Source organism: Paenibacillus gorillae (assembly GCF_000513275.1).
In the GTDB taxonomy this organism is placed as follows: domain Bacteria; phylum Bacillota; class Bacilli; order Paenibacillales; family Paenibacillaceae; genus Pristimantibacillus; species Pristimantibacillus gorillae.
Genome location: NZ_CBVJ010000095.1, coordinates 21064 through 45395, shown reverse-complemented (window position 1 = coordinate 45395; position 24332 = coordinate 21064). Strand labels below are relative to the sequence as shown.

Below are 24332 nucleotides of genomic sequence, written 5' to 3'. Positions count from 1 at the left end.
AAGCAGCTTCGTTCGAGCAGGATGTTGAGCGAGCGAGTATGATTATAGCGAACCTGCTTCGCTATATAGCGAAGCCAGATTCGCAAACCAGGCTATCTTCGCCATGTGAACTCGGATTAGCGAAGCGATTTTCGCTACTCGCGAACCTAGGTTCACCAGTAACGAATCTAGATTCGCTCCAGCAAAAAGCTGAGCGTATTAATGTACCGCTAGCGAACTTAGCTTCGCAAAAAAGCGAATCGGCTTCGCTAATTGGACTATCTTCGTCGAGTAAATCATAGTCAGCAAATCAGCTTCGTTCGAGCAGGATGTTGAGCGAGCGAGTACAATCACAGCGAACCTATTTCGCTATATAGCGAAGTCAGCTTCGCAAACCGGACTATCTTCGCTGTGTGAACTCGGTTTAGCGAAGTGATTTTCGCTACTCGCGAACCTAGGTTCACCAGTAACGAATCTAGGTTCGTTCCAGCAAAAAGTGGAGCGTATTGATGTACTGATAGCGAACTTAGCTTCGCAAAAAAGCGAATCAGCTTCGCAAATTGGACTATCTTCGTCGAGTAAATCATAGTCAGCGATTCAGCTTCTCTCCAGAGAGCTACGTTCGTGCTACCTAATCAGAGAGGGCAACCGGCGGAGATAGATGGGCCTTCCGGAGATGGAGGTAACGAAGCCGCAATTTTGTGAAAATAAAACCCCCTCCATCTACAACAAGACGGAGGGGGTTCTACAAATCAGTTATTTCAGCAAATGGTCGTCCTGCTGCACTTGAATCGGGGCTGGCTGAGGAGCAGGGTCGTCGGCGATGCCTTTCGTCGAGTTGCGGAATTCGCGCAGCGTATCGCCGAACGCTCTGCCGAGCTGTGGAAGCTTGGCGGGCCCAAAAACGATCAAAGCGATGGCGAAAATAATAATCAACCCGGAAATGCCAATATTGTTGAACATAGTTTATCCCTCCTTAGTAGGTTGAACAAGTCTGATACTGATTGAGGCTGTCTAATCTATCCCCGACGTCACGTCGGATTAGGATTAGGGTTGGAATTTGGATTGGGAGTGCTGCTCGTCAGATCTGCCAGTTTTCTTTTCTTCGCCAGGGAGTAGCGCCAGGAGACGAATACGCTCACTTCAAACAATATGAGCAGTGGAACCGTCACGGATAGATGCGAGACGAAATCCGGCGGCGAGATGCAAGCGCCGAGGACAGCAAGCCCAACGTAGGCGTATTTTCGCACAAACCTTACCCGGCCTGGCGTCAGTACGCCAATCAGCGTCAGAAACAGCATGACGAGCGGCATTTCGAAGGCGATACCCATTGGGAACAGGAAGCTGAGCAGAAAAGAAACGAAATGCTGCAGCCCGTATACTTCGTTCGCACCTATCGTATGATTCAGCTTGATCATGAAGCGGATCATCATCGGCAGCGCCACCGTATAGCCGAACAAGACGCCAAACGCAAACAAGATCGCGGAGGCGGGAACGAACCAGAGTGCGCCTTTTGCCTCACGCTCGGTCAAGCCAGGGCGGGCAAATGCCCATATATGATAAAGCAGGAACGGCAGGGTAGCTGCAAAGCCGAACAGCATGGCGCATTTCATGTAGACAAGCAGTCCGTCGGATAACGCAAATACGCTCCACTGGACATTTAAGGAACCAAGGTTCGATTGAATGAAGCGCAGCAGGTGCGGCGACAGATAGATGCCGAGGCCCAGTGCGCCCAGAAACCATCCGGCTACATAAATTAGCCGTTTGCGAAGCTCGGTCAGATGAAGGACGACATCCTGCTGCATATCCATCTAAGCCAGTGGCCCTCCTTTTTCCAAAAACTTAAGGATGCCTTCTACAGCACGGTACGCAAGCGCGCCGATGGTGGCCGTCGGATTGTAGCCGCTGTTATGGGCAAACGCCGAAGCGCCAACGACAAATACGTTGTCTGCATCCCACATTTGCAGGTAATTATTGACTGTGGAAGTGGATGGATCTTTGCCCATCACGACACCGCCTGTGTTGTGAGTCGACTGATAGGGCACAATGCTGTACTTTGAAATTTGGTTACCCGTCTCAACAAAACTTGGTTTCATGGCCTCGGCAATCGATTTTGTCTTCTCCGCAATGTAGGAGACTAGCTTCTTGTCCTGATCCTCGAAATCATAGGTCAGCCGGATAAGCGGATCACCGTAAATATCCTTGTAGACCGGATCGAGATCGAGATAATGGTGGCGGAACGGCATGTTGGCGCCTTGAATGCCGACGCTTAGCGTCCGATTCGCGTAATGGATTGACTTTTGTTTAAAATCTTTGCCCCATGACGGTGTCCCCTTTGGCGTCGGGTTGGTGGCGATCGGCCGATTTCCCGTTTGAGTCAGCCGTATATTGCCGCCATGGAGAAAATCGAGCGAGCTATGGTCAAAGTTGTCGCCATTGAACTCGTCAATTGAGCTTCCAAGCGCCCCGGCTCCCATGAACGTATTGAATTCCTTCTCCTCGAAGAAAGCAGTGGATGAACCGCCGACAATCTGATAGGCGTAATTGCGTCCGACAACACCGGTACCCGATTTCGGATCATACGGCTTGCCCAGCTTCGACATCAACAGCAAGCGTACGTTCGAGAAAACATAGCTTGCCAAAATAACAAGATCAGCCGGCTGCTCGAATTCCTCACCAGTTGGCGTATTTACATACACCACACCCGTCGCCTTTCCATCCTTATGAAGAACACGGGTAACGTTGGCGTGTGTGCGAACCTCCAGCTTGCCGGTTTTTTCAGCAACGGGAAGGACGGTAACGACCGGGTCTGCTTTGGAGCCGTATTCGCAGCCGAACCGCTCGCAGAAGGCGCAATATTGGCAGGCACCCCGGGAGATACCGTCCGGATTCGTATAGTTTTCTGATAAATTAGCCGAGGCGATGACGTAAGGCTTGTAGCCGAGCGATTTGGAGGCTTCCTCGAACATTTTCATCGCTGGCGTTTTTTTCATAGGCGGCGTCGGGAACGGCTTGGACATTTTACCGATAAATTCGACCGTCTGCTGCTCACCGGAAATGCCCGCCATCGCTTCGAATTTGGTGAAGTAAGGGTCGAGCTCGTCGTAGGTAATGCCCCAGTCCTGGATGATCATGCCTTCTGGGATTTTCTTCTTGCCGTAGCGCTCGACGGTTTTGGAGTAGATCTCGAAGTCATAAGGGAGAAAGCGGTGATACTGCCCGTTCCAATGGACACCAGCCCCGCCTATGCCGTCACCGAGAAGGAAGGAGCCGTACGTGCGCATGGGCAAGGAGCGGACTTTTTCATTGGAGCGGAACGTCACCGTTTCCTTGGACAAATCCTGCATCAGATCATAGCGCTGCGAGTAGCGCAGTTCATCGTGGACGTGGAAGTAATCTTCTGTTTTTACTGGATTTGCCGCGTTCCAGCGCGACAACCTTATGTCCGGCCTTCGTCAGCTCGGCGGCAATGACGCCGCCCATCCAGCCTAAGCCAACGATAACGATGGGCACCTTGGGCAATTTTGTAGCCATCTCTGCTCTCTCCTTAACCTATATTCAGATGATCATGCAAGCTTAGCGGATCGATCTTCTGGAATTCGTCTTTGTCGATCACGTCATAATAGCTCATTTGGTTGCCCGGATAGCTGCGCATTTTCCAGCCGTCCATGTTGCGGTTGCCGCTGTACAGAGGATCGGCGTAGACGCCTTCGATTGTCAGCTGACGAAGCAGACTGAAGAACGTTCCTGCAGGGATGCCTTTGAGCGAAGCGTCGCTTTTCTCGAATGCGGTCAGTACAGCATCCTGTTCTTCAGGGCTTAGCTCGGTAAATTTTTTTTGATAGGTTTTGGCGCTGTACTCTTGCATGGATGCCAGCCCCATCGTAAACAGCTCATGCCGTTTGAAGCCAAGCTGGTACCCTTGCTCCGCATCCGCCTGATAGAAAGGGCCTTGCATATAATCACGAGCGTTGATGCCATAGGCTCCTGCTAGCTGATGGTCGACGAAAAAAGCGACGCCCAGCGCTTTTGCACCCGGTCCGGTATCATCCTCGGGAAAAATGCGTTCAACGGCTGCTTCAGTTACTTGAAATTGATCCTGTGTCAAAAACATAAGCGCTTCGTTGAAGTTTTTTGTGGTTTTTTCTGGTGTGCCCGGTTTGACGCCGCCGGTCTCCGGCTTCTCCTTGCCTTTCATCGAATTGCCGATGACGCCGCCGATCAGGCCGCCTACGACCGCACCGCCGATCGCGGTACCGGTATATTTCATGAAATTACGCCGTGACGTGTCCTGCGGCTGTTCCTTAGAATCTTTGTTATTGATGTTGTTGTTTTTGTTGTCAGCCATAGATGATCTCGTTGCCTCCTCATTCACTGCCTATTCATGACTTTTGCTTAACGGAAGTTTTTCCTATTTTCCGAAATTCATCCATAAAGGCTGAGAAAAATATGAAGGATAGACTTCTCCCGTCCAATGATGGAAAATAAGGGGGTAACCAAATCGCAGCGAATGATGCATAAGGGGGATTATGGGATGTTGAACTTGAATTTATCGGGCTCCATTGCGCTTGTCACAGGAGCAACAGGGGATCTCGGCCGCGTGATGGTACGGACGCTGGCTGAATGCGGAGCGGATATTGTCATACATTACTTAAGCAATGAAGGTAAAGCCTTGGAGCTGAAGCGGGAGGTAGAAGCGCTTGGTCGGCGGGCTATTGCGGTTCAGGGGAATGTCACGAAGCAAGAGGATATCGAGCGGATCAAGACGGAGGCAACCGAACAATTGGGGACGGTTAATATCATTGTTGCAAACGCTGTCATCCAATATCAGTGGACGAGCATTCTCGAGCAGCCGGCTTCCGATTATGAAAGCCAGTTCGAATCCTGCGTTATGCAAAGTGTATATTTGGCGAAGGCATTTGTGCCGGCGATGATCGAGCAAGGAAAGGGCGGCCGTTTTATCGGTATTAACACCGAATGCGCCATGCAAAACTTCCCGAACCAATCCGCCTATACGGCAGGCAAACGGGGAATGGACGGTATTTACCGCGTTCTTGCGAAGGAAGTTGGCGGCCATCAAATTACCGTTAACCAGGTGGCGCCAGGGTGGACCATCAGCGACCGCGACCGCGAAGCGCAGACCGAACGCAATGAGCAATATGAAAGCAGCGTGCCGCTGAAGCGCCGCGGAAGCGACCAGGAAATCGCCAACACCGTGGCATTTCTCGCCTCCGACCTGTCGAGCTTCATCACGGGCGCCTACATTCCGGTCAACGGCGGCAATGTGATGCCGGCGATTTAAGGGCTTTGAACTATTTTGAACTACATGGGGTATCTAAGGTCTAATAGTGAAGTAGAGATTGTTACACCCCTGCATTATATTCCCATGCTCCAGATGAATAGAGAAGAAAATAAGCTAGGAAGTAACTCCCTCGGGGGTTAATTGATCTTTAATTGAGCAAAGATGACGTGCCCGCGGGCACGTCATTTCAATGTATAGTAGCTATGCGCGGACTGAACTTTCGTTGTTCCACATTATGCTCCCATTCAGATGTAACTTCGAACCTCACTTCAACTAAATTCCACAAACCGATCTCATTAGTCTATACAAACTAGTCTTGCTACGCTGAACGTGAAACAAAATGTAAAAGTGCAGGTTGATGAGCCTCAAATGACTAAAAATAGCTATCAAAATGTAAAAGTGCATTTGAAAAGCTAGAATTTCGACCTTTTGGGACTTTTTAGACCAATCAAACTGCACTTTTGCATTTTGAAGCGATAAAACGCAGAAAAACGGGCTGACAAACTGCAGTTTTACATTTTGATTGCTTTATAATCTACATGACTCACATAAATCGGCAGAGAAGAAGCGGAGCGATTCGAGTTCAGGATGACATTTTGCAGATTCTATCCATTATTCATCGTGAAGACGATGAGAGAATGGAATCAAGAACGGCAGCATGAACGAAACGCGCAGCGATTCCACATATGATACGACTCACACACACTAGGGTTACCGAATATGCATAAAAAAGGCTGCCGAGATTTCTCTCGGCAGCCTTACCTATCTGCACCAAAGCCAAATTACAATTGAACGACGTACAGTCGTCCCGACTGTTCCCAAATGCCGCCTGGCTCCAGCGAGACAAGGCCGGTCTGCTCAGCCGGAAGATCGACGTTCGGCGCGTTGACGAGGTTCAACTGCGGCTCTGGGCAAAAGAATTTGCCAGATGGATGCTGGTTCCATACCATCCACTGCTTGTAGCCTGTTCCCACATCGTAGACAAGCTTTACGTTCTCTCGGCTGTCTGTCAGCTCCATCCGGTTGCTGCCGTTACGCGACTGTGCCGTATAGTGATTGTCCATCGGCGCCCAGAACGGGTGAACGCCGGTCGTTTTGAGTGCTTCCTCTTCGGCTGTCAGCGGCTGGAACTTGCCTGTTGGCAGCATGCGGTCGCTAAGCTCCCAGCGCTCGCCGACCGTGATCGTAATTTTGCAGTCATCGGCCGTGCTGTTTGGCGCAAATGGCGCGTTGATCGCCGTATGGAAGCCGATCATATTAGGCATCGCTTCTTGGCCTTCGTTATGTACCGACACATGCTGCAGCAATCCGTCAGCGTTTAGCGAGTAACGAAGCTTGATGGAGAACTGATGAGGCAGGTATTGGAAAATCGGGTGACTCTCGTCGACTGACAGCTTCAATACGACAAAGCTTTCCGTTTTTGTTACGCCAAAGTCCTCAACGTTCCATACAGCCGTATGTGCAAAGCCATGCAACGAGTTTCCGGTTCTAGGCTCATTAACTGGGAACTGGTACGTCCGTCCGTTCCATTCAAAGCGGCCGCCATCGTATCGGTTCGGAGGGAACAGCAGCGGAATGCCGTGGATACCGGGATTCCCTTTGAAGCCTTCCATTTCATCGGCTGCCGGCTCATGCAGAAAACGATAGTTTTTGTCCGTATCGCGGAATGCGATTAGATTGGCTCCTACTTCGGGAAGTACAGCTGCCTGGTAGCTGTTCCACTCCAGCCATACTGCTTTTTCACCGTTGAAGTTTTGTTCATATGCTTGTCCTTGTGCGCTCATTATGGACCTCCTAGTTATGAATGCGATAGATCTCTGCCTAGAATAACAGGATCACCCGCAACAAACAACCGCCGCATCCGTTAGGGACGGAATGCGGCGGCTGATCGGGTATTTACTATGGCGTAATGCGCAATTCACTTTCAATCGCCCGCTGCATGAACAGCTTCTGAATGACATATTGCTTTCTGCGCGGTACCGGCAGCTGCTTGCATTCGGAGTGCTCACCTCCGAAATAAACAATTCCGCCAGCGATCGATTTGATCTTGCCAATGTTAATGTAGATATTAGAGCTCACCTGGAAGAAGCTGCGCTCCTGCGTAAGCTTCTGAATCTGTTCGGCAGTCATTCTTTTCTTTATATTATAGTTTCTGCCGTGAAAGCTAACCAACTCTAGCGAACCGATCTTGAAGAAGAGCACATCCGATTCCAGATCGAAATCCTCATACACATTCCTTCCGCTCAGCGTCGAATTCATCATTCCGCATTCCCCCTTTTGAAATGTGAACCACTGAAATGTTAGCGCTTACATTATATCATGCCATTTGGTCTTTGAAAAGCATTTTTTGGGCGGTAATGATAATTCCCCTTGAATTGGGAATCAGGCAGGCTTATGCTAAAAGCATCGCTTTGCAAACTATTCGAAACGGGGTTGTTTGAACATGACGAGAAAGCCATTTGAAGGCCTTGTATATATTGGTTCCTACGGAACTGCGGAGCAAGCCACGGTCCGGGTAGCCCGGTTTAATGGGGCTGCGGGAACGCTGACCGTACAGCAGGAGCTGTCTGGGGCAGAAAACGCATCCTATCTTGCCCTTCACCCATCCGGCGAGCGGCTTTATGCCGTGAGTGAAACGGCTGAAACAGACGGAGCTGTGGGAGGCTCGGTTATTGCCTATGCCGTTGATCCAGCGACCGGCAAGCTTACGCTTATTAATCGCGAGCTGACCCATGGCGCTCATCCTTGCTATGTCAGTACGGATGCTGCAGGACAGTCCTTATACATAGCCAATTACACCGGGGGAAATGCTGCCCGTCTTCCTATTCAAAAGGATGGCTCGCTCGCTCCCAATACAGCTTTGGTGCGTGAACAAGCGCAGCTAGGTCCTAATACGGCTCGCCAGGAGGCTCCTCATGCACACGCAATCGTGCCTAACGGCTCTTTCGTCTATGTAACCGATCTAGGCACTGATTCAATCCATATTTATAAAGAAGAGAATGGCGGGCTGAACTATCTGTCCGCAGGTAAAACCCCTGCAGGAGCAGGTCCGCGCCACATCGTATTCCATGCCAATCTTCCTTATGCATACGTAATTAACGAGCTTGACTCTACGGTGACGATATTTGAGGTTGACGGTTCGAACGGTCATTTAACGGCAATAGAGACTATTTCTTCATTACCGTACGATTTTACAGGAAAAAGCGACGCGGCAGACATCCACTTGTCACCATCAGGCCGCTTCTTGTACACCTCCAACCGGGGCCATGACAGCATTGCCGTATTTGCGGTCGATCAGCAAACAGGTTTGCTGACGGCTGTCCAGCATGAGCCTTGCGGCGGCCAGACGCCGCGCAACTTCGCCATTACACCTGACGGCGGCCAATTGCTAGTTGCGCATCAGACGACAGGCTCTATTTCTTTGTTTGCTATTGACGAGGAGTCCGGGAAAATCACTTTACGCGGTAAGCTGCTTGATGTGCAGTCGCCTGTCTGCATCCGTTTCGGGAAGGAAACGGCAGAAACATTTTAAGAAACATAAAGGAAGTGTTGGGTAGTGTCCGGTCAGTCATCGCCATCATCGGCATCTGCTGCGGTTAAGCAAAGCACCGTTTTTTCTATTCTCGTCGCAATTAGCTCTGTTCACATGTTGAATGATTCGATGCAATCCGTCGTATCCGCACTTTTTCCAATCGTAGAAAATTCACTGGGCCTCAAGCTGGGGCAGATCGGCTGGATCGCTTTTACGCTTAATATGACTTCATCCGTGCTGCAGCCTGTGGTGGGCATATTGTCGGATAAAAAGCCTGCTCCCTGGATGCTTCCAGTAGGGATGGCTTGCAGTATGGTGGGGATGGCGGGACTGGCTTATGCCCCGAATTTCTGGCTGCTGCTGCTCGCCGTTGTATTCGTTGGCTTGGGTTCCGCAGTCTTTCATCCAGAAGGTTCCCGCGTTGTGTACTTTGCTGCTGGAGGGAGAAGGGGACTAGCGCAGTCGATTTATCAGGTAGGCGGGAATTTCGGTCAGGCACTGGCGCCGCTTATGACGATTTATATTTTCGTACCGTTAGGTCAACGGGGAGCTGTGTTTGGCACCTTTCTAGCAATTGCGGCGATAATCATTCTGCTGAAGGTCGTTCCATGGTATTCGGTACAATTGGCTGAGAAGGGCAAGCCCGCGCCAAAAGCCAAACCGGGCGGAGGTGCAGCTGCCAGCTTGCAGCCGCCTCTGTACAGCAATAAAACGATTGGTTTCGCGCTCGGTCTGCTGCTCATTCTCGTATTTGCAAGATCCTGGTATGCGGCCGGAATCGGCAGCTTTTATCAGTTTTTTCTGCAAAGTGAATATGGTCTGTCGATCAAGCAGGCGCAAGTACCGCTATTTCTGTTCATGGCGGCGGGTGTTGTGGGCACGTTTTTCGGAGGCATCTTGGCGGACCGGTTTGGCCGCAAGCAAATGATGCTTTTCTCCATTGCCGGTTCGGCACCGTTTGCCCTGCTGCTACCGCATTTGTCGATCGAGTGGGTGTATCCGGTTATTTTCATACTTGGCTTTATACTGCAATCCGGCTTTGCAGTCAGTGTCGTCTATGCTCAAGAGCTTATGCCGGGTAAAGTGGGGATGGCTTCGGGACTCGTGACGGGTCTTGCTTTTGGAATGGGTGGACTCGGTGCTATCGCATTCGGAACAGCGGCGGATCATTACGGTCTCGCGGACGTTATGGTTGCATGCAGCGTACTGCCATTGTTTGGACTTTTGTCGATTATGCTGCCGAAAGACCGGCGGTAATGGTATAGAAGAGCAATGAGAAGGGGGACGAGGAGTGGCAGGCGGATTGGAAAAGAAGGCTCCTGCGAAGGAAAGTACCCTTGTTGTCGTAGTATTGATTGTATCATTGACAACCTTCTGGCTTCTATATAAGCTTGTTATTTACAAATGGTTTGAGCGCAGTCACATAACATTAGAATGGTATGCGATTGGTATTGTTCTGCTTCCTTGGCTAATCTTCACTCTCGGTCTTATTGTATTTAATTATAGAAAAGCGGCAATTCGCGCAACTAAAATAGAGCTAGCCTTGTTAATCGTATGGATTTCTGTCATTCCGCTTTATTCTGTAGCCATACTGTACGAAAATGACAAAGATACGCAGTATACCTACAATCGCTGGGTTAGTGAAGTGGAGCACCGCGAGATAATGCTAAGCGATCTGCTTAAAAAGAGAGAGCTAATCGGCATTGATCGTATGAAGGTCGTTGACCTTCTAGGTGCGCCGCATGATCCTTACGATTATCAAGAAGGCGAACGGTTTATTTATTACATGGGAGTTGTACGAGAGACCGAGGACTCGGTGTTTCGGAAACAGCTTGTGATCCAGTTTGACGAAAAAAATAAATCACGCGATTACGCGGTTAACGTCGTGGAATTGCTAAAACCCTCTCCTCCAGCCTAGCTGGAGACAGAGGGTTTTTATTTTTATTGAAATCAACAAACGAAAGTATATGTTGTTTATATTTTAAATAGACAAAGTGATGAGGTGTTTGTTTTATGGAGATGACAGAGCTGTTTTGGACCTTCAGTTTGGAGGAATTAAGAAAGGGTATGCCTATTGCGAGGAAAAAGGGATATAGCCGCTGTCTGATCTGAGGCGAGCAATTCGAGGAGGGGCAGGTATTCCGGCTGCCAGAAGAGGACAAATGGTATGATGCCCGCAGATATGCTTCGTATCATGTTGAGTCCGTGCACGGCTCCATGCTCGGTTACTTGCTTGGACTGGATAAAAAAACGAATGGGCTGACTGATCTGCAGAAAGATCTGTTCCGTGATTTGCAGCAGGTTTGTCAGATGCGGAAATCGTCAAAAGAGCAGGGAGCGGCAGCGCTTCGACCATCCGCACCATCGTTTTGTATTGAAGGAGAAAGCAAAGCAGGCGAAGCTGCTGCTTGCTGTTATTGAGCTGATGGAGGCTGGCGTGCCGCTGGAGACGCCAAAGTTTGTACCCGTTCACCGCAATGCGATGCAAGTCGATGAACGGGTATGCGATAACGGAAGCGGAGCACCAGTCGGTGCTGCGAGGGGGATTGCAGCGAATACTGGCTGAAGGTGTAGCAGCAAAAACGGGCAACATGATTTATATTAAAAGCTGATAGATTTGCAATTGACAATAAATGAAAAAATAAGGTAATATGTAAATAATTTAGTAGCGAAGCACGCTAAAAGCCTAATCGGTTTTTTTGCGTGCTTTTTTTGTTATCCGATAATAAATGATTAACGATAAACAACGATGAAAGAGGGATTTTTCTATGAAAAAAGTATGGATCAGTTTGTTAAGCTTAGTTGTGATTGTAGGGCTGTTGATGACGACTAGTTTCACTCGGGAAGCCCGGGTGGAGGCGGCAGCGCCAAGCTTCAAAGACGTAGCGGGCCACTGGGCACAATCCTCAATTAATATTGCTGCACAAGCCGGCATCATTAATGGTTATCCTGATGGTACGTTTAAACCAGAGGGAACGATTACGAGGGCTGAGATGCTCAAAGTGATGGCTTTGACGGCACATATTGAAGTAGGCTCCGCAACGGTCGGAAAACCATGGTACACGCCTTTTCAAACGGCTTTGACTGATGCCAAGGTTTATGCGGCTGGAGATTTTTCTGGCGATATGAATAAGCCGGCTACCCGCTTGGAATTGGCGAAGCTCTCTATGCGTGTAGCAAAAGCAGACTACCGGGGCAAAAAGCTTTCGAATGACGAGCTGTTGTTCAGAGCAGTCAATGCAGGTTTATTGTCACGTACTGGCGCAAAGGCAGAAACAATCGAGCCTAATGGTACGACGACGCGCGCGCAGGCCGCCGTGCTAGTTACGAGATTGCTGAAGCTTGAAAAGGGCGAGAAGTTGGCAGTCGATCAAGGCGCATCGAGTGCTGTGGAAATTGCTTGGCATAGGCATAATATGATCACGATGTTCGATCAGGATGATTTGGTGAAGTTTCCGTATTCTGTTAACATTAACGCCAAATATAATGTGACAATCGATCAGTTAATAGTCCTTGATCCTGCTGACAAAAGCGGATTTTATTCAGAGTATCTAAAAGGCGCAAGCTTCTATGGAAAAGATGACAAAGAAGAAACAGGTGCAAAAGGTTACGTTTTTGCATACAAACTAATCGGAAAAGTCTTGAAGACTGATAGTGGAATGGGGAAGCTAATTCATAATAGTTTTTACATGTTTACAGAGGATAATTCCGGCGGTTTTTATTTAGCAGATAACTTTAATTACCTTGATTATAAGCTTATTGAAAGACCAGGCTTATTCAATAACAGAGCATTTTTGAAAACAGATAGTGTAGGCAATACAGGTCACAACTTCCGATTCGAGTATGTTTACAAAGATTTTGTGCGTGATCAAATTAAAAAATATAAAGGGTTACCAATTCATTTGGAAAAATTTGATGGTAGCCTAAATAGCGCATCACAAATCTACTTAACGGATGTGAAAGATGGATGGTATATAAAAAGATAGCATTTAAAAAATTCATTACACATTTTATGTTACTAGTAATGGTTTTAAGTTCATTACTCCCTATGTATCCGGTTAGTGCAGCTGGCGCAGATGAGAATATCGTTAGAACCGAAAAATTATCCTTTTTAGCTAGCCAGAGATTTAACTTTAGCTCAACTCTTTCAAATATTAGTGTGAATCTTAATATTCCAGATGGATATTCTATTGCTTCTTTTCAATTATGGATGATGACTAATAGTAGTGGCGATATAAAGCTTGTTAACCAAAGTAGCGCTACAGCTAATAGCTCTTCTAGTAACTTTGTTTTGAATGATAAGAAATTAACCTTGCTTACTGTTAAGGGTACGAAAATCCTAACAACTGCAAATGGAAAAAACTCTGAGATGTATTATGTTGTAAACCGACGCTCTAATGGCAAGGAATGGATTGTTCAAGGAAGTAAAGGAGGGGGGACATATTATGTTACCCCTGGATTGTCGGATAGTTGTTGGGTAAATGGATTAACAGTTTGTACTGGAGACTTACCCACGAAAGATAACACAGGTAAAACTATCGATAATAAAGTAAGAGCTACTGGACAATCACTAGATGGGACTAAGGTTGATGGTTATGCCATTGAAATTAACGATGGACTAGCGAGTCCCGATACTTTTACTTTTGAAGGACTTGGAAAGACAGAATACATTTATAAAAATGCTGTTATTGATGATTCAGTAAAGATAACAAGTGCGGTTCCGGTACGAGGATCAAAACATAAGGTTTTGACTCTTGGGCCTGGAACAAGTGGTAAGGGGAAATTGTCAGTAGCGGTACCAGTTAATAAAAGTAATACAAACTGGTATCCCTATGATTGTGTAGGCTGTAGCGGTAATGCAATTGCAATATCTTATGATCTTCAAACTACAACAGGTTGGGTAGCAAATACCTACTTATATGAAGGCGAAGTTCGTGTTACGTATAAAAAAAACCAACAAAGGACAAGCCTCTCGTGGACTGCTCTTGCACATCAGACCCGTCCACTATCCAATTTGCAGACAAGGACATTGCTGCTACTTCGACACTGACAGCTGCAGTTGCCCAAAAGGGTAGTCTCCGAGTGAAAGAATGGAAACTGTATGGCCGACTTGCAGACGGCACTCAGCTCCAGACACAAACGCTAGGCGCTTTGGACAAAGTGACCTATAAGTTCTCTTTCAACATCCCAAAGGCAAAAATGATAGACGTCGATACTTATACCGAAACCTACGTCATGCGCGCCGTCATCTATTTCACCGATGGGAGCAGCGCCGAGGATGTCATCGAGTGTTCAACGGTGATTACTCGACCGGGCGCGACACCGCAGCCTAGTCCGGGAAGCACACCAGAGCCGACACCTAAACCGAGGCCTGTGATGAAAATCAATGCGGATTGGAGCCCAGGTTCCATCTTCACTGGCGAAACTTCAACGCTGGATGCAATGGGAGAAAACTTCAATGACTGGACTTGGACGTTCAGCGACAATTTAGATCCTAAAATTATGGATAAAGAAGGCCTTCAATATCCTCAATTGAGATTTGATGAGCCCGGCGCGTATACAGCCGTGATCAAAGCAACTAATGAATACGGGGATGAGAAATCAGCCACAGCTATTTTATACGTTAACGATCCGAAGCCTGTCGCTGTTATCTCTGGCGTTACTAGATGGATTCAAGGACGCCCGCTGCCAGCGCCGCATCATTTGAATAATTCCTATACACCGCTGTCGTCCAAAGGTGTCACTATCGATCACAGCAAGTCGGAAAAGAAGTACAAGAAAAACGACGATGCTTATTATACGGTTGCTCCATATCCTGCTGTTGCACCCATGGAGCTTGGCAATTATACGCTTGCAGGGAAGGTGTATGACTCGGAGGGCCGCGCCAGCGAGTGGACGACGTATCCGCTGGAGGTCGTACCGGATGAGCCGCCAACTGTTGAAATTTTTGCTTCGGAAAAAGGTATTCGAAAGTCGGATCTGCAGTTAATTATTAATGCACAAAGTCCGGACGGGGACATGATCACGCGCTTATCGGTTGAAGAACGTTATGATCAGAACAATAATGGCAATTTTGAAGATGAAGCATGGAAAGTCATTTATAACGGTGTGTACAAAGAATCCGTTAATGTGCGATACACTACCTTGGGCCATCGGCAATATCGCGCTACAGTCGCTGAGGATTACGGACTAACGGGCACATCCAATGTTGCTCATACCGAAATCATCAATCTGGCGCCGGAGGTCGATTTTACGGCGAACGGCATTACCCAGCAGCCGGATCAAGGGGAAGAGAGCACAGTGCCAGTTCTCAATTATTCGCCCGAATCCATTCTGCGCTCATGGACGCTGAAGAGACCTTATGTCGGCGGGGCAGAAAATAAGGCTGGCTGGAAGGTATATGGAAACAGCCTAATGACCCGAAATGCAGTATGGGCCAGCTTTGATAAACCCTACAATCTAGCAGCCAACTTAAAGAAGCAGCCTTTTTGGGAAATCCCAGCGAAACCAATGGGGATGTATGGATGGACAATTCCCGGCACAGCATCACAAGTTTATCCGGGCTATCGCATGATTTTGCATTATACAGGCTCGTACAATTCATATAATCAGGATGAGTCCGATGGTTCTCTTGTCGAGGTAGATGCACGAACAGGAAAACAACTGGCCGAACATCTTATACCTGGCAGATATTCCACCAACCTGCTCGATTACGATAGCAGCGGCGAGAAATTTTATTCGTATTTCGATAACAATCTTTATTTACTTAATCTCGATGGACAAGTTTTAGACGTCTACCCGCAATTTATGGTACATGGCCAAGATAAAAGCGTATCTGGCGGCTGGGGCGGGCCAGGTATGCAATTCAAATTCTCCAAAGATAAAAAAACGCTTTATATGGCCTATGGCGTTACAACAAAAGAAAGTAATGTCTACAGTCAAAGACGTTCGATTTATCTCATAAAATATTCGCTAACACAGAAAACGTTATTATGGTCAACTATCATTTATCAAGATGATCGAGAATTAACGCTGACAATGTAAGAGGGATTGAAGTAAATGATAATGGTGATGTGTTTGTCACCTACCAATACGCCCCTGTTATGTTTTCCAAACAAGTGTATATGAATGGCTTTACCGCTTTAAATGCGAATGGCGTCATTAAAAATAATTATCAAGGGCCGATAGGGGGAATATCCCCACCTGCAGTTTCGGATGATGGTCAATACGTCTATATGTCAGGTGTAAATTCCCACAATCAATTTAGTGATATGTATCTTTACTATTTCGGATTATTCATCTATAACAATGCAACCAATCAATTTCATTTAGCACAGACCGATAGCTATACGGCAAGCGGTCCTTATGTATCTCCTACTATTTACCAAAAACCTGTTGTAAGGCGAGACGAAACTGTTTATAGCCCGGCATATGGCCTATTCACAAAAACGGGGGTGCGTATAGCAGGAATAGGAATTATAAATCATGGCGTGTCTAACGATCCGACTGATCCGCCTGAGGCTCTGCCGAATGAGTTCGAAATAAATAGATCGTCTTACGGTGCTAACGCGTACCTGCAAGCTTTTGAACAACCAAACGGTAAATTAGTGCGAATGGAAAACTGGATAAGATGGCAGAAAGGTCATAACTCCGGTAAATACTATACGCCATTTTTTGCCCTAGCTAATGGAACTGATGTAACTTCTTATTTGGGCGAGAAGACGAATCAATATTACTACAACCATGATTATTTTGATGGAGTGACCTATTTTTATCAGGCTACAACTTTTAATCGCGCTAGCAGGGTAGCACCTGACGGATCTATTTATTTAAGTGCAACGATGACGAAATTTCAACCGGGTAGTGTAGGGCAGATTGCAACACTAGTTATCGTTCCATTTACAGGTGAATCATCCGGCGAACTGCCGCGCTTAGTCGATGATAACACTGTCGAAATTGATAGCGAAACTTGGGGCGGGCTGCTCTTTGATCCAAACGATAAGATGCGGAATCAGGTGCTTGAATTCGACGTCGCCGTAGGCGGTCTGAATAACGACAAATCAATCGGGGCAGCCATTCAGATCCAGGATGAAAAAAATATGTACAGCATGGAATGGAGTCCAAGCAAGCTCAGTCTTTTTAAAGTCGTAAATGGTATCAAGACAGAACTCGGCAGTACGACGATGGTACGTGCATCGAGTGTGCCTTATAAATTCAAGCTGGAAGCGATCGCCGGAACCATCCGGTTATCCGTCAATGGCGTTACAAAGCTCGAAGCTGCAGACAGCAAGTTTGTTCGCGGGTCAGCCGGTATTATGTCGCTTGGTCAGCAGCAAGCAGTATTCAGTATTGTAAAGAGGACCAATTACGGAACAACGACTCCGGAAGAAACGTTCGAAGCCGTACTAGTTGGTGAGCAAATCGACTACAAGAAGCTGTTCAACGATCCGGAAGCCGATGTGAAAAATGCGGAGGAGTGGACGTACAAGCATGATCCGAACTATTTTGCGAATCCGCTTGGATTTAGCCAGTATAATGGGCGGACGCTGTCTCAAACCTTGAACAGTTTGGATAAACCGGGTCTGTACGAAATTACGTATCGTGCACAGGATAAGCTGCCTTCGCCCTTCAGTTCCTATCAATTATTCTCTGCGCCGGTAACGAAAAATCTTTATGTGCATCGAAGACCAATTGCTCAGCCAAATGTAAAATTCACTGGCGTCGTCTATCCGGAAGGAGAAGCGCTCGATTACCTGACGAATGATACGTCCTATGATCCTGACGTGCCGGATCGGCTCGCAGACCGTATTTTCCGGACAAGATGGGCGGATCAATCAACGTGGACGACGGGAGAAAGGCTGCTCTACAGCAGGCCGGGTGTTGAGCTCATCGTCCAAGAACAGGTTAAGGACTTGCATGGTGCATGGAGCTATTGGGGGGAGACTCGCGTGTACAAAGATGCGCTGCCGCCTGTCAATCAGACGAAGCCGCGTATGACCATTACTGTGCCGAACGGAACGCTGGTGAAGCCGACCGTCCTCATCACCGATCCGACCGTGAAATGGATTTACAAGGATGACGAGAATGATCCGCAAGAGCTATACCGGTTGATCTTCACTTATGTCGATAATGGCAAGCAAGCGTTCTACACGCAGGGCATTGGGGATGATGTGACCTACGAGGTGCCAATAGGAACGATAGATGAAGGGCGCGTTGTCAAAATACACGGCTACGTTTACTCTAACGGCGTATGGTCGGATGCCAGCAATACAGTCTATTTCATTCTGGACTTGCCGCCCGTTACGCAGCTCTTAAGTTTTAACGGACCTAAAGCTTCTGAACCGGTCTATACGAATAACAGCCGGCCAGAGCTGCGCGTACGCGTTACCGATCCGGAGAATCATCCGATTGCGAGCATTGATTATGAAGTGTTCTACAACTCAACGGGCTCACTAGTCATCGATACCAATGCTTTGACAGCAGCCACTAGCTATAAGCCGTCTACCGGATTGCAGGAAGGCCTGCATCATTGGCGGGCAAGAGCAAACGACGGCTATCTATGGGGGCCATATAGCGCTAACGGTTATTTCTTTGTCGATACCGTGCGGCCGGATGATGTCGATGAGCAACTGGACACTAAGCCAACCTCCGTTACGGTCAAATGGAATGCGTTCCGCGATGCACAGCCGTCGTCGGGGCATGCCGCCCGCATCTTTTATATGCAGAAGGTCAACCCGGACCGTTCAGTTACAGCCATTGATTTGAATGGTGACGGTACGCCGGAATACAGTCTGCCGTTGTCCAAGACGACGAACTCCTATCAGGTGAAAGGGCTGGTGCCGGGGCAGGAGTACCGGTTAACGGTGATTGATTATGATGTGGCCGGAAACGAAGGGCAGTATGCTTATATTTATTTCAAGACCAATTCCCCGCCAACAGGTGATTTTAAGTGGTCACCTGATCCTGTTTTTGAAGGCGATACAGTTCGGTTCTACTCTATCGTGAACGATCCTGATCGGGATGATCTGGATGTTGTTTATGAATTGACGAGTCCGAAAGGGGTCAAAAAAACATTTTCCTATGTACTGGGTTACCCATATGCGGATACGGGGCCAAGTTACAGGATGCTCGATGTAGGGGAGTGGACGATGAAGCTGACCGTAAGTGATAACTTGGCTCCGCCGGTTGTCATTACGAAAAAGCTTACCGTATACGAATTGAAGCTCAAAGGCTTCGTCAAGCATACGCCGCTTTGGGAGCAATATCGCCAAGCCTTCAACGCCTCAAAGCCACCGAATGATACTTCGATTAGGCCGCCGCATATGTTCTGGGCCGGAGAAAAGTTTATGCTGGAGGCAGAGACAACTGATACGGGAACAGATACATTTGCCGAGCGGGTTGAGGTGAAAATGCTGCGTTATGCACTGGACCTGACCAGTCAGAATGCGTCTAGCACACGGTGGAAAGGCGAGCTGTGGGAGGAGTCCTTTGAGAAGCTGAGGAACGGGACAATTACATTTGTATTCACCGTATATTACAGTAACGGAATCGTGAAGAACGATCAGGTGGACGTTGAGATTTCAGGAACGGTCTATGATTACTTGCAAATTCATCGGGTTAGATAGCGAAAAAAGAGGAATCGGCAGCACGTGATGATCTGTGCTGAACGGTTCCTCTTTGCATGTTAACTGCTGCGCAGCTTCTCCAGAAAGCGGCTGATCGCATAATATGCCGCGCCGCGCACGGCGGACTGGTCTTGCAGCTCGGCGAACAGCAATTGCAGCCTTTCCCGGTGATAGGGGAGGGTGCGTCTAGCGACGGACTGCTGCACGGCTTCTTCCAGCCAAGCTTGCGCACGGCTCATCTGGTTGCCGATAATGACGACGTCGGGATTGAATACATTGACGATATTGGAGATGCCTGCACCGAGATAGTCACCGATTGAGCGGAAAAGCTCCCGCACTGCAGTGTTACCGTCTTCTGCAGCTTGCAGCAAGTCTTCCAGATTGTCAAAGCCGAGCGGCTTCGCTTGTTCGAGCAGTGCATTTTCCGAGGCGTAAAGCTCCCAACAGCCTTCATTGCCGCATCGGCAAGGCTTGCCATTATATTCGATGGAAAGATGGCCGAGTTCCCCGGAAAAACCGGATGCGCCTTTATACAGCTCTTTATTCAATATGATGCCGGTGCCGATACCAATGCCAACGCTGACATATATCTGATGGGCAATGCCGCGGCCTGCACCATATTTCTGCTCGCCTTGAGCGCCTGCGTTCGCTTCGTTGTCGATGGTAACCGGTACTTGAAAACGCTCCTCCAGTATGTGCTGGAGCTCGACCTGCTTCCAGTCCAAGTTGGGCGCAAACAGCATGGCTCCTTTATCGTCGACGATGCCTGGGACGCCAACCCCGATACCTACAATACCGTAAGGACTGCTCGGCGCCAGTGCCTTAAGCTCATCAATACATTGAATTAATTGCTCCAGCGTAAAATCCAGCGCATGCTTCTTCAAGTTTCGCTGCGATTCTCTCAGCACTTGGCCTTCAAGGTCGGTCAGCACGCCGCGTATATAGTTGACGCCAAGATCGATGCCGATCGCATGTCCGGCTTGTCCGTTAAAGAGCAGCATGACGGGCTTGCGTCCGCCGCTTGACTGTCCGGGTCCGATCTCCAGCACCAGATGGCTGTCGATCAAATCTTGTACGAGACTGGAGACCGTCGCTTTATTGAGTCCGGACAGCTCCGAGATTTGCGCTCGTGATAGAGGAGCGTTTCGTCGTACAGCGTCGAGCACGATAGATGTATTTATTTTTTTAATCAGGGTCAAATCGCCTGTCGTAGTCACTTTCAAGAGCAGATAGCCTCCGTCCGTTAATCCATTATTCGTCATTGTACCACGAAACCAGCCGCAGACAGCGTTTAAACGGCTTGAAAAAATTATAACATAAAAACTTAGTTTGTTTAATAGACAAACTAAGTCGTCGCATGTTATTCTCTAGGTGAGCGTTTTCATAAAACCTAATTCAACTATTTTAAGGAGGCCATTTATTCATGACTTACTTCGCGAATATCGGCAAAATTCAATTCGAGGGCAAAGGCTCCGACAATCCGTTTGCATTCAAACATTATGATCCAAACCAAGTTGTACTGGGCAAAACGATGGAAGAGCATCTTCGCTTTGCAGTCGCTTACTGGCATACATTCAACGCTAACGGTACGGACCCGTTTGGTGCGGCTACGATGGTTCGCGGCTGGGATAAATATGATGGCCTGGACCGTTCGAAAGCCCGCGTAGAAGCAAACTTCGAATTCCTTGAGAAGCTGAACGTTCCTTTCTTCGCATTCCATGATGTAGACATTGCACCGGAAGGCGCAACGCTGCAAGAAACGAATAAAAACCTCGACGTTATCGTCGCTTTGATGAAAGACCAAATGAAACAATCCGGCAAAAAACTGCTGTGGAACACAGTTAACATGTTCTCCAACCCTCGCTTTGTTCATGGTGCGGGAACAGCCGTTAATGCTGACGTATATGCTTACGCTGGCGCGCAATTGAAAAAAGGTCTGGAAGTCGGCAAAGAGCTCGGCGCAGAAAACTATGTATTCTGGGGCGGCCGCGAAGGCTACGAGACGCTTCTGAACACAGACATGGGCTTCGAGCTCGACAATCTGGCACGCCTGTACCACATGGCAATTGCTTACGCGAAAGAAATCGGCTTCGATGCGCAATTCCTGATCGAGCCTAAGCCTAAAGAGCCAACAAAACATCAATATGACTATGATGCGGCAACGACAATCGCATTCTTGCAAAAATACGGCTTGAAGGATCACTTCAAGCTGAACCTGGAAGCTAACCATGCTACGCTGGCTGGCCACACGTTCGAGCATGAAATCCGCACAGCTGCAATCAACGGCATGCTGGGATCGCTTGACGCGAACCAAGGCGACCTGCTGCTCGGCTGGGATACAGATGAATTCCCTACTGATCTGTACTCCACAACATTGACGATGTTTGAAGTGCTGAAAGCTGGCGGCATCGGCCGCGGCGGCGTAAACTTCGACGCGAAAGTTCGTCGCGGCTCGTTCGAAACGGATGATCTGTTCCTTGGTCATATCGCCGGCATGGACAGCTTCGCTTGGGGCTTGAAAGCAGCAGCAAAACTGATTGACGAGAAAATTCTCGACAATATCGTCGACAACCGTTACCGCACATTTAAAGAAGGCATCGGCGCCGAAATCGTTGCTGGCAAAGCGACGCTTGCTTCGCTGGAGCAATATGCGCTGCAAAACAATCCGATCAAAAATGAATCCGGCCGTCAAGAGCGGATTAGACTGATGCTGAGCGAAGTTATTTTCAGCGTATAGTCGAGAGGAGCTCATCTTATGAGTTATGTCATTGGGATAGATCTGGGAACGAGTGCCGTTAAGGCGCTGCTCGTTGACCGGAAGGGAACGGTGGCTGCTGAAACTTCACGCAGCTATCCGCTCTTCCATGAGCATACTGGCTGGAGCGAGCAGAAGCCGGATGACTGGGTGACTGCGACAATCGAAGCTCTTCGCGAGCTTGTGGAGACGGAGGGCGTGACGGCCGGGCAAATCGAAGGCATCAGCTTTTCCGGGCAAATGCATGGTCTTGTATTGCTAAATGAAGCGGGCGATCCGATTCGCAACGCGATACTGTGGAACGACACCCGTACGACGGAGCAATGCCGCGAGATCGAGCGCACGCTTGGTGACAAGCTGTTTTCTATTACGCGCAATCCGGCGCTGGAAGGCTTCACTTTGCCGAAAATTTTATGGGTTCGCCAATACGAACCCGATGCATTCAAGGACGCGAAGCTGTTCCTGCTGCCGAAGGATTATGTGCGCTACCGGTTAACCGGTGAACTGCACATGGACTATTCCGATGCAGCGGGAACGCTTCTGCTGGATGTTGCGGGCAAACAATGGAGCCAGGATGTGCTTGACGCTTTTGGCCTGCCGGCTAGCTTCTGCCCGGCATTGGTGGAGTCGCATGGACAGACGGGAACATTGCTTGAGGCTGTCGCATCTTCGACAGGCTTGCTGCCTTCGACGAAAGTGTTTGCCGGCGGTGCCGACAATGCTTGCGGGGCGATTGGCGCTGGTATACTGACCGAAGGGCTGACCTTGTGCAGCATTGGTACATCAGGCGTTATTCTCTCGTATGAGAACGACCGGGATAAGGATTTCCGCGGCAAAGTTCACTTCTTCAACCATGGCAAGGAAGATTCGTTCTACGCAATGGGCGTTACGCTTGCCGCAGGCTACAGCCTGAGCTGGTTCAAAAAGACGTTTGCAGAGGGCGAGTCTTACGACCAATTGCTGCAAGGCGTTGGCGAAGTACAGCCAGGTGCAAAAGGCTTGCTCTTCACGCCATATCTCGTTGGCGAGCGGACGCCGCATGCCGACCCTTCCATTCGTGCCAGTTTCATTGGCGTGGACGGCTCGCATGAGCGCATTCATTTTGCCCGGGCGGTTATGGAGGGAATTACGTTCTCACTTAACGAGTCGGTCGATATGTTCCGCAGCGCGGGCAAAACGGTCGATACAATCGTATCGATCGGTGGAGGTGCGCAAAACCCGGCATGGCTGCAAATGCAGGCCGATATTTTCGACGCAACGGTCGTTGCTCTTGAGAATGAACAGGGTCCTGGTCTTGGTGCGGCGATGCTTGCGGCTTACGGCTGCGGCTGGTTCGACAGCTTGGAGGCATGCGCTTCCCAGTTCGTCAAACATGCGTCCTCGTATACTCCTCAGCCAGAGGCGGTTGAGACCTACAAAGGATTATTCCGCATTTACCAGCAGGTCTACGCGCAAACGCGTGGTTTGAACGAGGCACTGGTCACTTACCGGAGCTAGTAGTAATTGATTGCAGCAATGGCTGATTTTATTTTTTTAAAATGCGAGTTGGTACCGTTCTTCCTTTCATGGAGGGACGGTCTTTTTTTCGCGAAAAAATACCGGTTGTTTCATGGCAAAGGAATGCGCAGGCCGGATTGGCATTGGCACTTTTGTGAAAATCGCTTCGCTAATGCGAAGCTGATTGGTATTGCGGCATCGGGCGGGAGCATTGCGAAGCTAGTTTGTTTTTCGGCTGTCGGTGTACTTACCGTGGACCCTTCTTCACTATGTAACTAAGTAGGTTCTTTATACGGCTGTTGACGTGTACACTGCGAAGCTGATTCGCTATTTTACGAAGCTAAGTTCGCTGCGTAGGGACTAATTGGATTGCATGCCTGCTATAGCGAACCTTTCTTCGCTTTTCGTGAACCTGAGTTCTCGAAAAGCGAAGAAAAGTTCGCTGGAGGTTGAGCCGGTTTGGCATTCGTGCGCATTTGTGAAGACAGCTTCCCTAATTAGCGAAGCAGGTTCGTTAATTCGATATCGGTCGGCTTTCAGTGAACCCATCTTCGCTATTTTACGAAGAAGGTTCGTTAATCCGGCAGAGTGTGCTGCATATCATGTTAATTCGTTCAAACATATTTTCTGCGTAAAGTAATT

20 protein-coding genes are annotated in these 24332 nt (G+C 48.5%); 12 read left to right on the top strand and 8 right to left on the bottom strand.

All coding sequences use genetic code 11. From position 1 onward, the window contains the following. Positions 1 to 735 precede the first annotated feature (735 nt). From TY10_RS17080 to TY10_RS17065, 5 genes are all read right to left on the bottom strand, one after another. The gene (locus tag TY10_RS17080) at positions 736 to 942 is read right to left on the bottom strand and encodes a twin-arginine translocase TatA/TatE family subunit (protein WP_042165979.1); all 207 of its coding nucleotides are present in this window, start codon (positions 940 to 942) and stop codon (positions 736 to 738) included. 68 nt (positions 943 to 1010) lie between these two features. Further along, positions 1011 to 1790 carry a twin-arginine translocase subunit TatC gene (gene tatC, locus TY10_RS17075; RefSeq protein ID WP_042165976.1) on the bottom strand — a complete coding sequence of 260 codons (780 nt, stop codon included), beginning with the start codon at positions 1788 to 1790 and terminating at the stop codon, positions 1011 to 1013. Further along, on the bottom strand, positions 1791 to 3416 hold the full coding sequence (locus tag TY10_RS17070; protein ID WP_420329416.1) for a GMC family oxidoreductase: 1626 nt from the start codon (positions 3414 to 3416) through the stop codon (positions 1791 to 1793). It abuts the gene before it with no gap. Then, the gene (locus tag TY10_RS32600; RefSeq protein ID WP_420329415.1) at positions 3355 to 3513 is read right to left on the bottom strand and encodes a 2-dehydropantoate 2-reductase N-terminal domain-containing protein; all 159 of its coding nucleotides are present in this window, start codon (positions 3511 to 3513) and stop codon (positions 3355 to 3357) included. Before TY10_RS32600 ends, TY10_RS17070 begins: the two co-directional genes overlap by 62 nt. Positions 3514 to 3526: 13 nt before the next feature. Beyond that, entirely contained in the window at positions 3527 to 4327 is an 801-nt protein-coding gene (locus tag TY10_RS17065; protein ID WP_042165974.1) for a gluconate 2-dehydrogenase subunit 3 family protein, read from the bottom strand. 189 nt (positions 4328 to 4516) lie between these two features. Here TY10_RS17065 and TY10_RS17060 point away from each other — a divergent pair, with 189 nt between their 5' ends. Further along, positions 4517 to 5281 carry an SDR family NAD(P)-dependent oxidoreductase gene (locus TY10_RS17060; protein ID WP_042166185.1) on the top strand — a complete coding sequence of 255 codons (765 nt, stop codon included), beginning with the start codon at positions 4517 to 4519 and terminating at the stop codon, positions 5279 to 5281. 782 nt (positions 5282 to 6063) lie between these two features. Here TY10_RS17060 and TY10_RS17055 read toward each other — a convergent pair. Together TY10_RS17055 and TY10_RS17050 are read right to left on the bottom strand one after the other, a co-directional pair. Further along, entirely contained in the window at positions 6064 to 7065 is a 1002-nt protein-coding gene (locus TY10_RS17055) for an aldose 1-epimerase (RefSeq protein ID WP_042165972.1), read from the bottom strand. 115 nt (positions 7066 to 7180) lie between these two features. Continuing rightward, entirely contained in the window at positions 7181 to 7543 is a 363-nt protein-coding gene (locus TY10_RS17050) for a LytTR family transcriptional regulator DNA-binding domain-containing protein (protein ID WP_042165970.1), read from the bottom strand. Positions 7544 to 7724: 181 nt separating this feature from the next. On the opposite strand from TY10_RS17050, the gene TY10_RS17045 reads away from it, so the two are divergent. The 8 genes from TY10_RS17045 (at position 7725) to TY10_RS17010 (ending at position 19438) form a co-directional block, all read left to right on the top strand. Beyond that, a complete protein-coding gene (locus tag TY10_RS17045) occupies positions 7725 to 8813 on the top strand; it encodes a lactonase family protein (RefSeq protein WP_042165968.1) in 1089 nt (362 codons plus the stop codon). A gap of 24 nt (positions 8814 to 8837) precedes the next feature. Then, positions 8838 to 10070, top strand: coding sequence for an MFS transporter (locus TY10_RS17040; protein ID WP_042165965.1), 1233 nt, complete (start codon positions 8838 to 8840; stop codon positions 10068 to 10070). Positions 10071 to 10104: 34 nt separating this feature from the next. Beyond that, positions 10105 to 10731: a hypothetical protein gene (locus tag TY10_RS17035; RefSeq protein WP_042165963.1), complete on the top strand. Its 627-nt coding sequence runs from the start codon at positions 10105 to 10107 to the stop codon at positions 10729 to 10731. Positions 10732 to 11100: 369 nt separating this feature from the next. Further along, positions 11101 to 11379: a hypothetical protein gene (locus tag TY10_RS28980; RefSeq protein WP_052350603.1), complete on the top strand. Its 279-nt coding sequence runs from the start codon at positions 11101 to 11103 to the stop codon at positions 11377 to 11379. Between the two features lie 202 nt (positions 11380 to 11581). After that, positions 11582 to 12799: an S-layer homology domain-containing protein gene (locus TY10_RS17025; RefSeq protein WP_042165960.1), complete on the top strand. Its 1218-nt coding sequence runs from the start codon at positions 11582 to 11584 to the stop codon at positions 12797 to 12799. Further along, positions 12781 to 13863, top strand: a complete 1083-nt coding sequence (locus tag TY10_RS17020) for a hypothetical protein (RefSeq protein WP_042165958.1) — start codon at positions 12781 to 12783, stop codon at positions 13861 to 13863. Before TY10_RS17025 ends, TY10_RS17020 begins: the two co-directional genes overlap by 19 nt. A gap of 32 nt (positions 13864 to 13895) precedes the next feature. Beyond that, complete coding sequence (locus tag TY10_RS17015; RefSeq protein ID WP_042165955.1) at positions 13896 to 15857, top strand: hypothetical protein; 1962 nt, start codon at positions 13896 to 13898, stop codon at positions 15855 to 15857. Between the two features lie 446 nt (positions 15858 to 16303). Continuing rightward, entirely contained in the window at positions 16304 to 19438 is a 3135-nt protein-coding gene (locus TY10_RS17010; RefSeq protein WP_155985923.1) for a fibronectin type III domain-containing protein, read from the top strand. A gap of 59 nt (positions 19439 to 19497) precedes the next feature. Here the strand turns inward: TY10_RS17010 and TY10_RS17005 are convergent, their stop codons facing one another. After that, entirely contained in the window at positions 19498 to 20700 is a 1203-nt protein-coding gene (locus TY10_RS17005) for an ROK family protein (RefSeq protein ID WP_042165949.1), read from the bottom strand. 161 nt (positions 20701 to 20861) lie between these two features. Between TY10_RS17005 and xylA the strand changes: the two genes are divergently transcribed. From xylA to TY10_RS16990, 3 genes are read left to right on the top strand one after another with little or no spacing between them, the layout of a single operon-like run. Next, complete coding sequence (gene xylA / locus TY10_RS17000; protein WP_042165947.1) at positions 20862 to 22175, top strand: xylose isomerase; 1314 nt, start codon at positions 20862 to 20864, stop codon at positions 22173 to 22175. 18 nt (positions 22176 to 22193) lie between these two features. Continuing rightward, the gene (gene xylB, locus TY10_RS16995) at positions 22194 to 23690 is read left to right on the top strand and encodes a xylulokinase (protein ID WP_042165946.1); all 1497 of its coding nucleotides are present in this window, start codon (positions 22194 to 22196) and stop codon (positions 23688 to 23690) included. A 6-nt stretch (positions 23691 to 23696) separates the two neighbouring features. Then, positions 23697 to 23969 carry a hypothetical protein gene (locus TY10_RS16990; RefSeq protein ID WP_042165943.1) on the top strand — a complete coding sequence of 91 codons (273 nt, stop codon included), beginning with the start codon at positions 23697 to 23699 and terminating at the stop codon, positions 23967 to 23969. Positions 23970 to 24332 lie beyond the last annotated feature (363 nt).

Bases quoted from the DNA above. Each gene is read 5' to 3' on its own strand.
- TY10_RS17055 (WP_042165972.1), bottom strand. From the start codon at position 7,065: ATGAGCGCACAAGGACAAGCATATGAACAAAACTTCAACGGTGAAAAA.
- TY10_RS17025 (WP_042165960.1), top strand. From the start codon at position 11,582: ATGAAAAAAGTATGGATCAGTTTGTTAAGCTTAGTTGTGATTGTAGGG.
- TY10_RS32600 (WP_420329415.1), bottom strand. From the start codon at position 3,513: ATGGCTACAAAATTGCCCAAGGTGCCCATCGTTATCGTTGGCTTAGGC.
- TY10_RS17080 (WP_042165979.1), bottom strand. From the start codon at position 942: ATGTTCAACAATATTGGCATTTCCGGGTTGATTATTATTTTCGCCATC.
- xylA (WP_042165947.1), top strand. From the start codon at position 20,862: ATGACTTACTTCGCGAATATCGGCAAAATTCAATTCGAGGGCAAAGGC.
- tatC (WP_042165976.1), bottom strand. From the start codon at position 1,790: ATGGATATGCAGCAGGATGTCGTCCTTCATCTGACCGAGCTTCGCAAA.
- TY10_RS17020 (WP_042165958.1), top strand. From the start codon at position 12,781: ATGGTATATAAAAAGATAGCATTTAAAAAATTCATTACACATTTTATG.
- TY10_RS17050 (WP_042165970.1), bottom strand. From the start codon at position 7,543: ATGATGAATTCGACGCTGAGCGGAAGGAATGTGTATGAGGATTTCGAT.
- xylB (WP_042165946.1), top strand. From the start codon at position 22,194: ATGAGTTATGTCATTGGGATAGATCTGGGAACGAGTGCCGTTAAGGCG.
- TY10_RS17005 (WP_042165949.1), bottom strand. From the start codon at position 20,700: ATGACGAATAATGGATTAACGGACGGAGGCTATCTGCTCTTGAAAGTG.
- TY10_RS17045 (WP_042165968.1), top strand. From the start codon at position 7,725: ATGACGAGAAAGCCATTTGAAGGCCTTGTATATATTGGTTCCTACGGA.
- TY10_RS17065 (WP_042165974.1), bottom strand. From the start codon at position 4,327: ATGGCTGACAACAAAAACAACAACATCAATAACAAAGATTCTAAGGAA.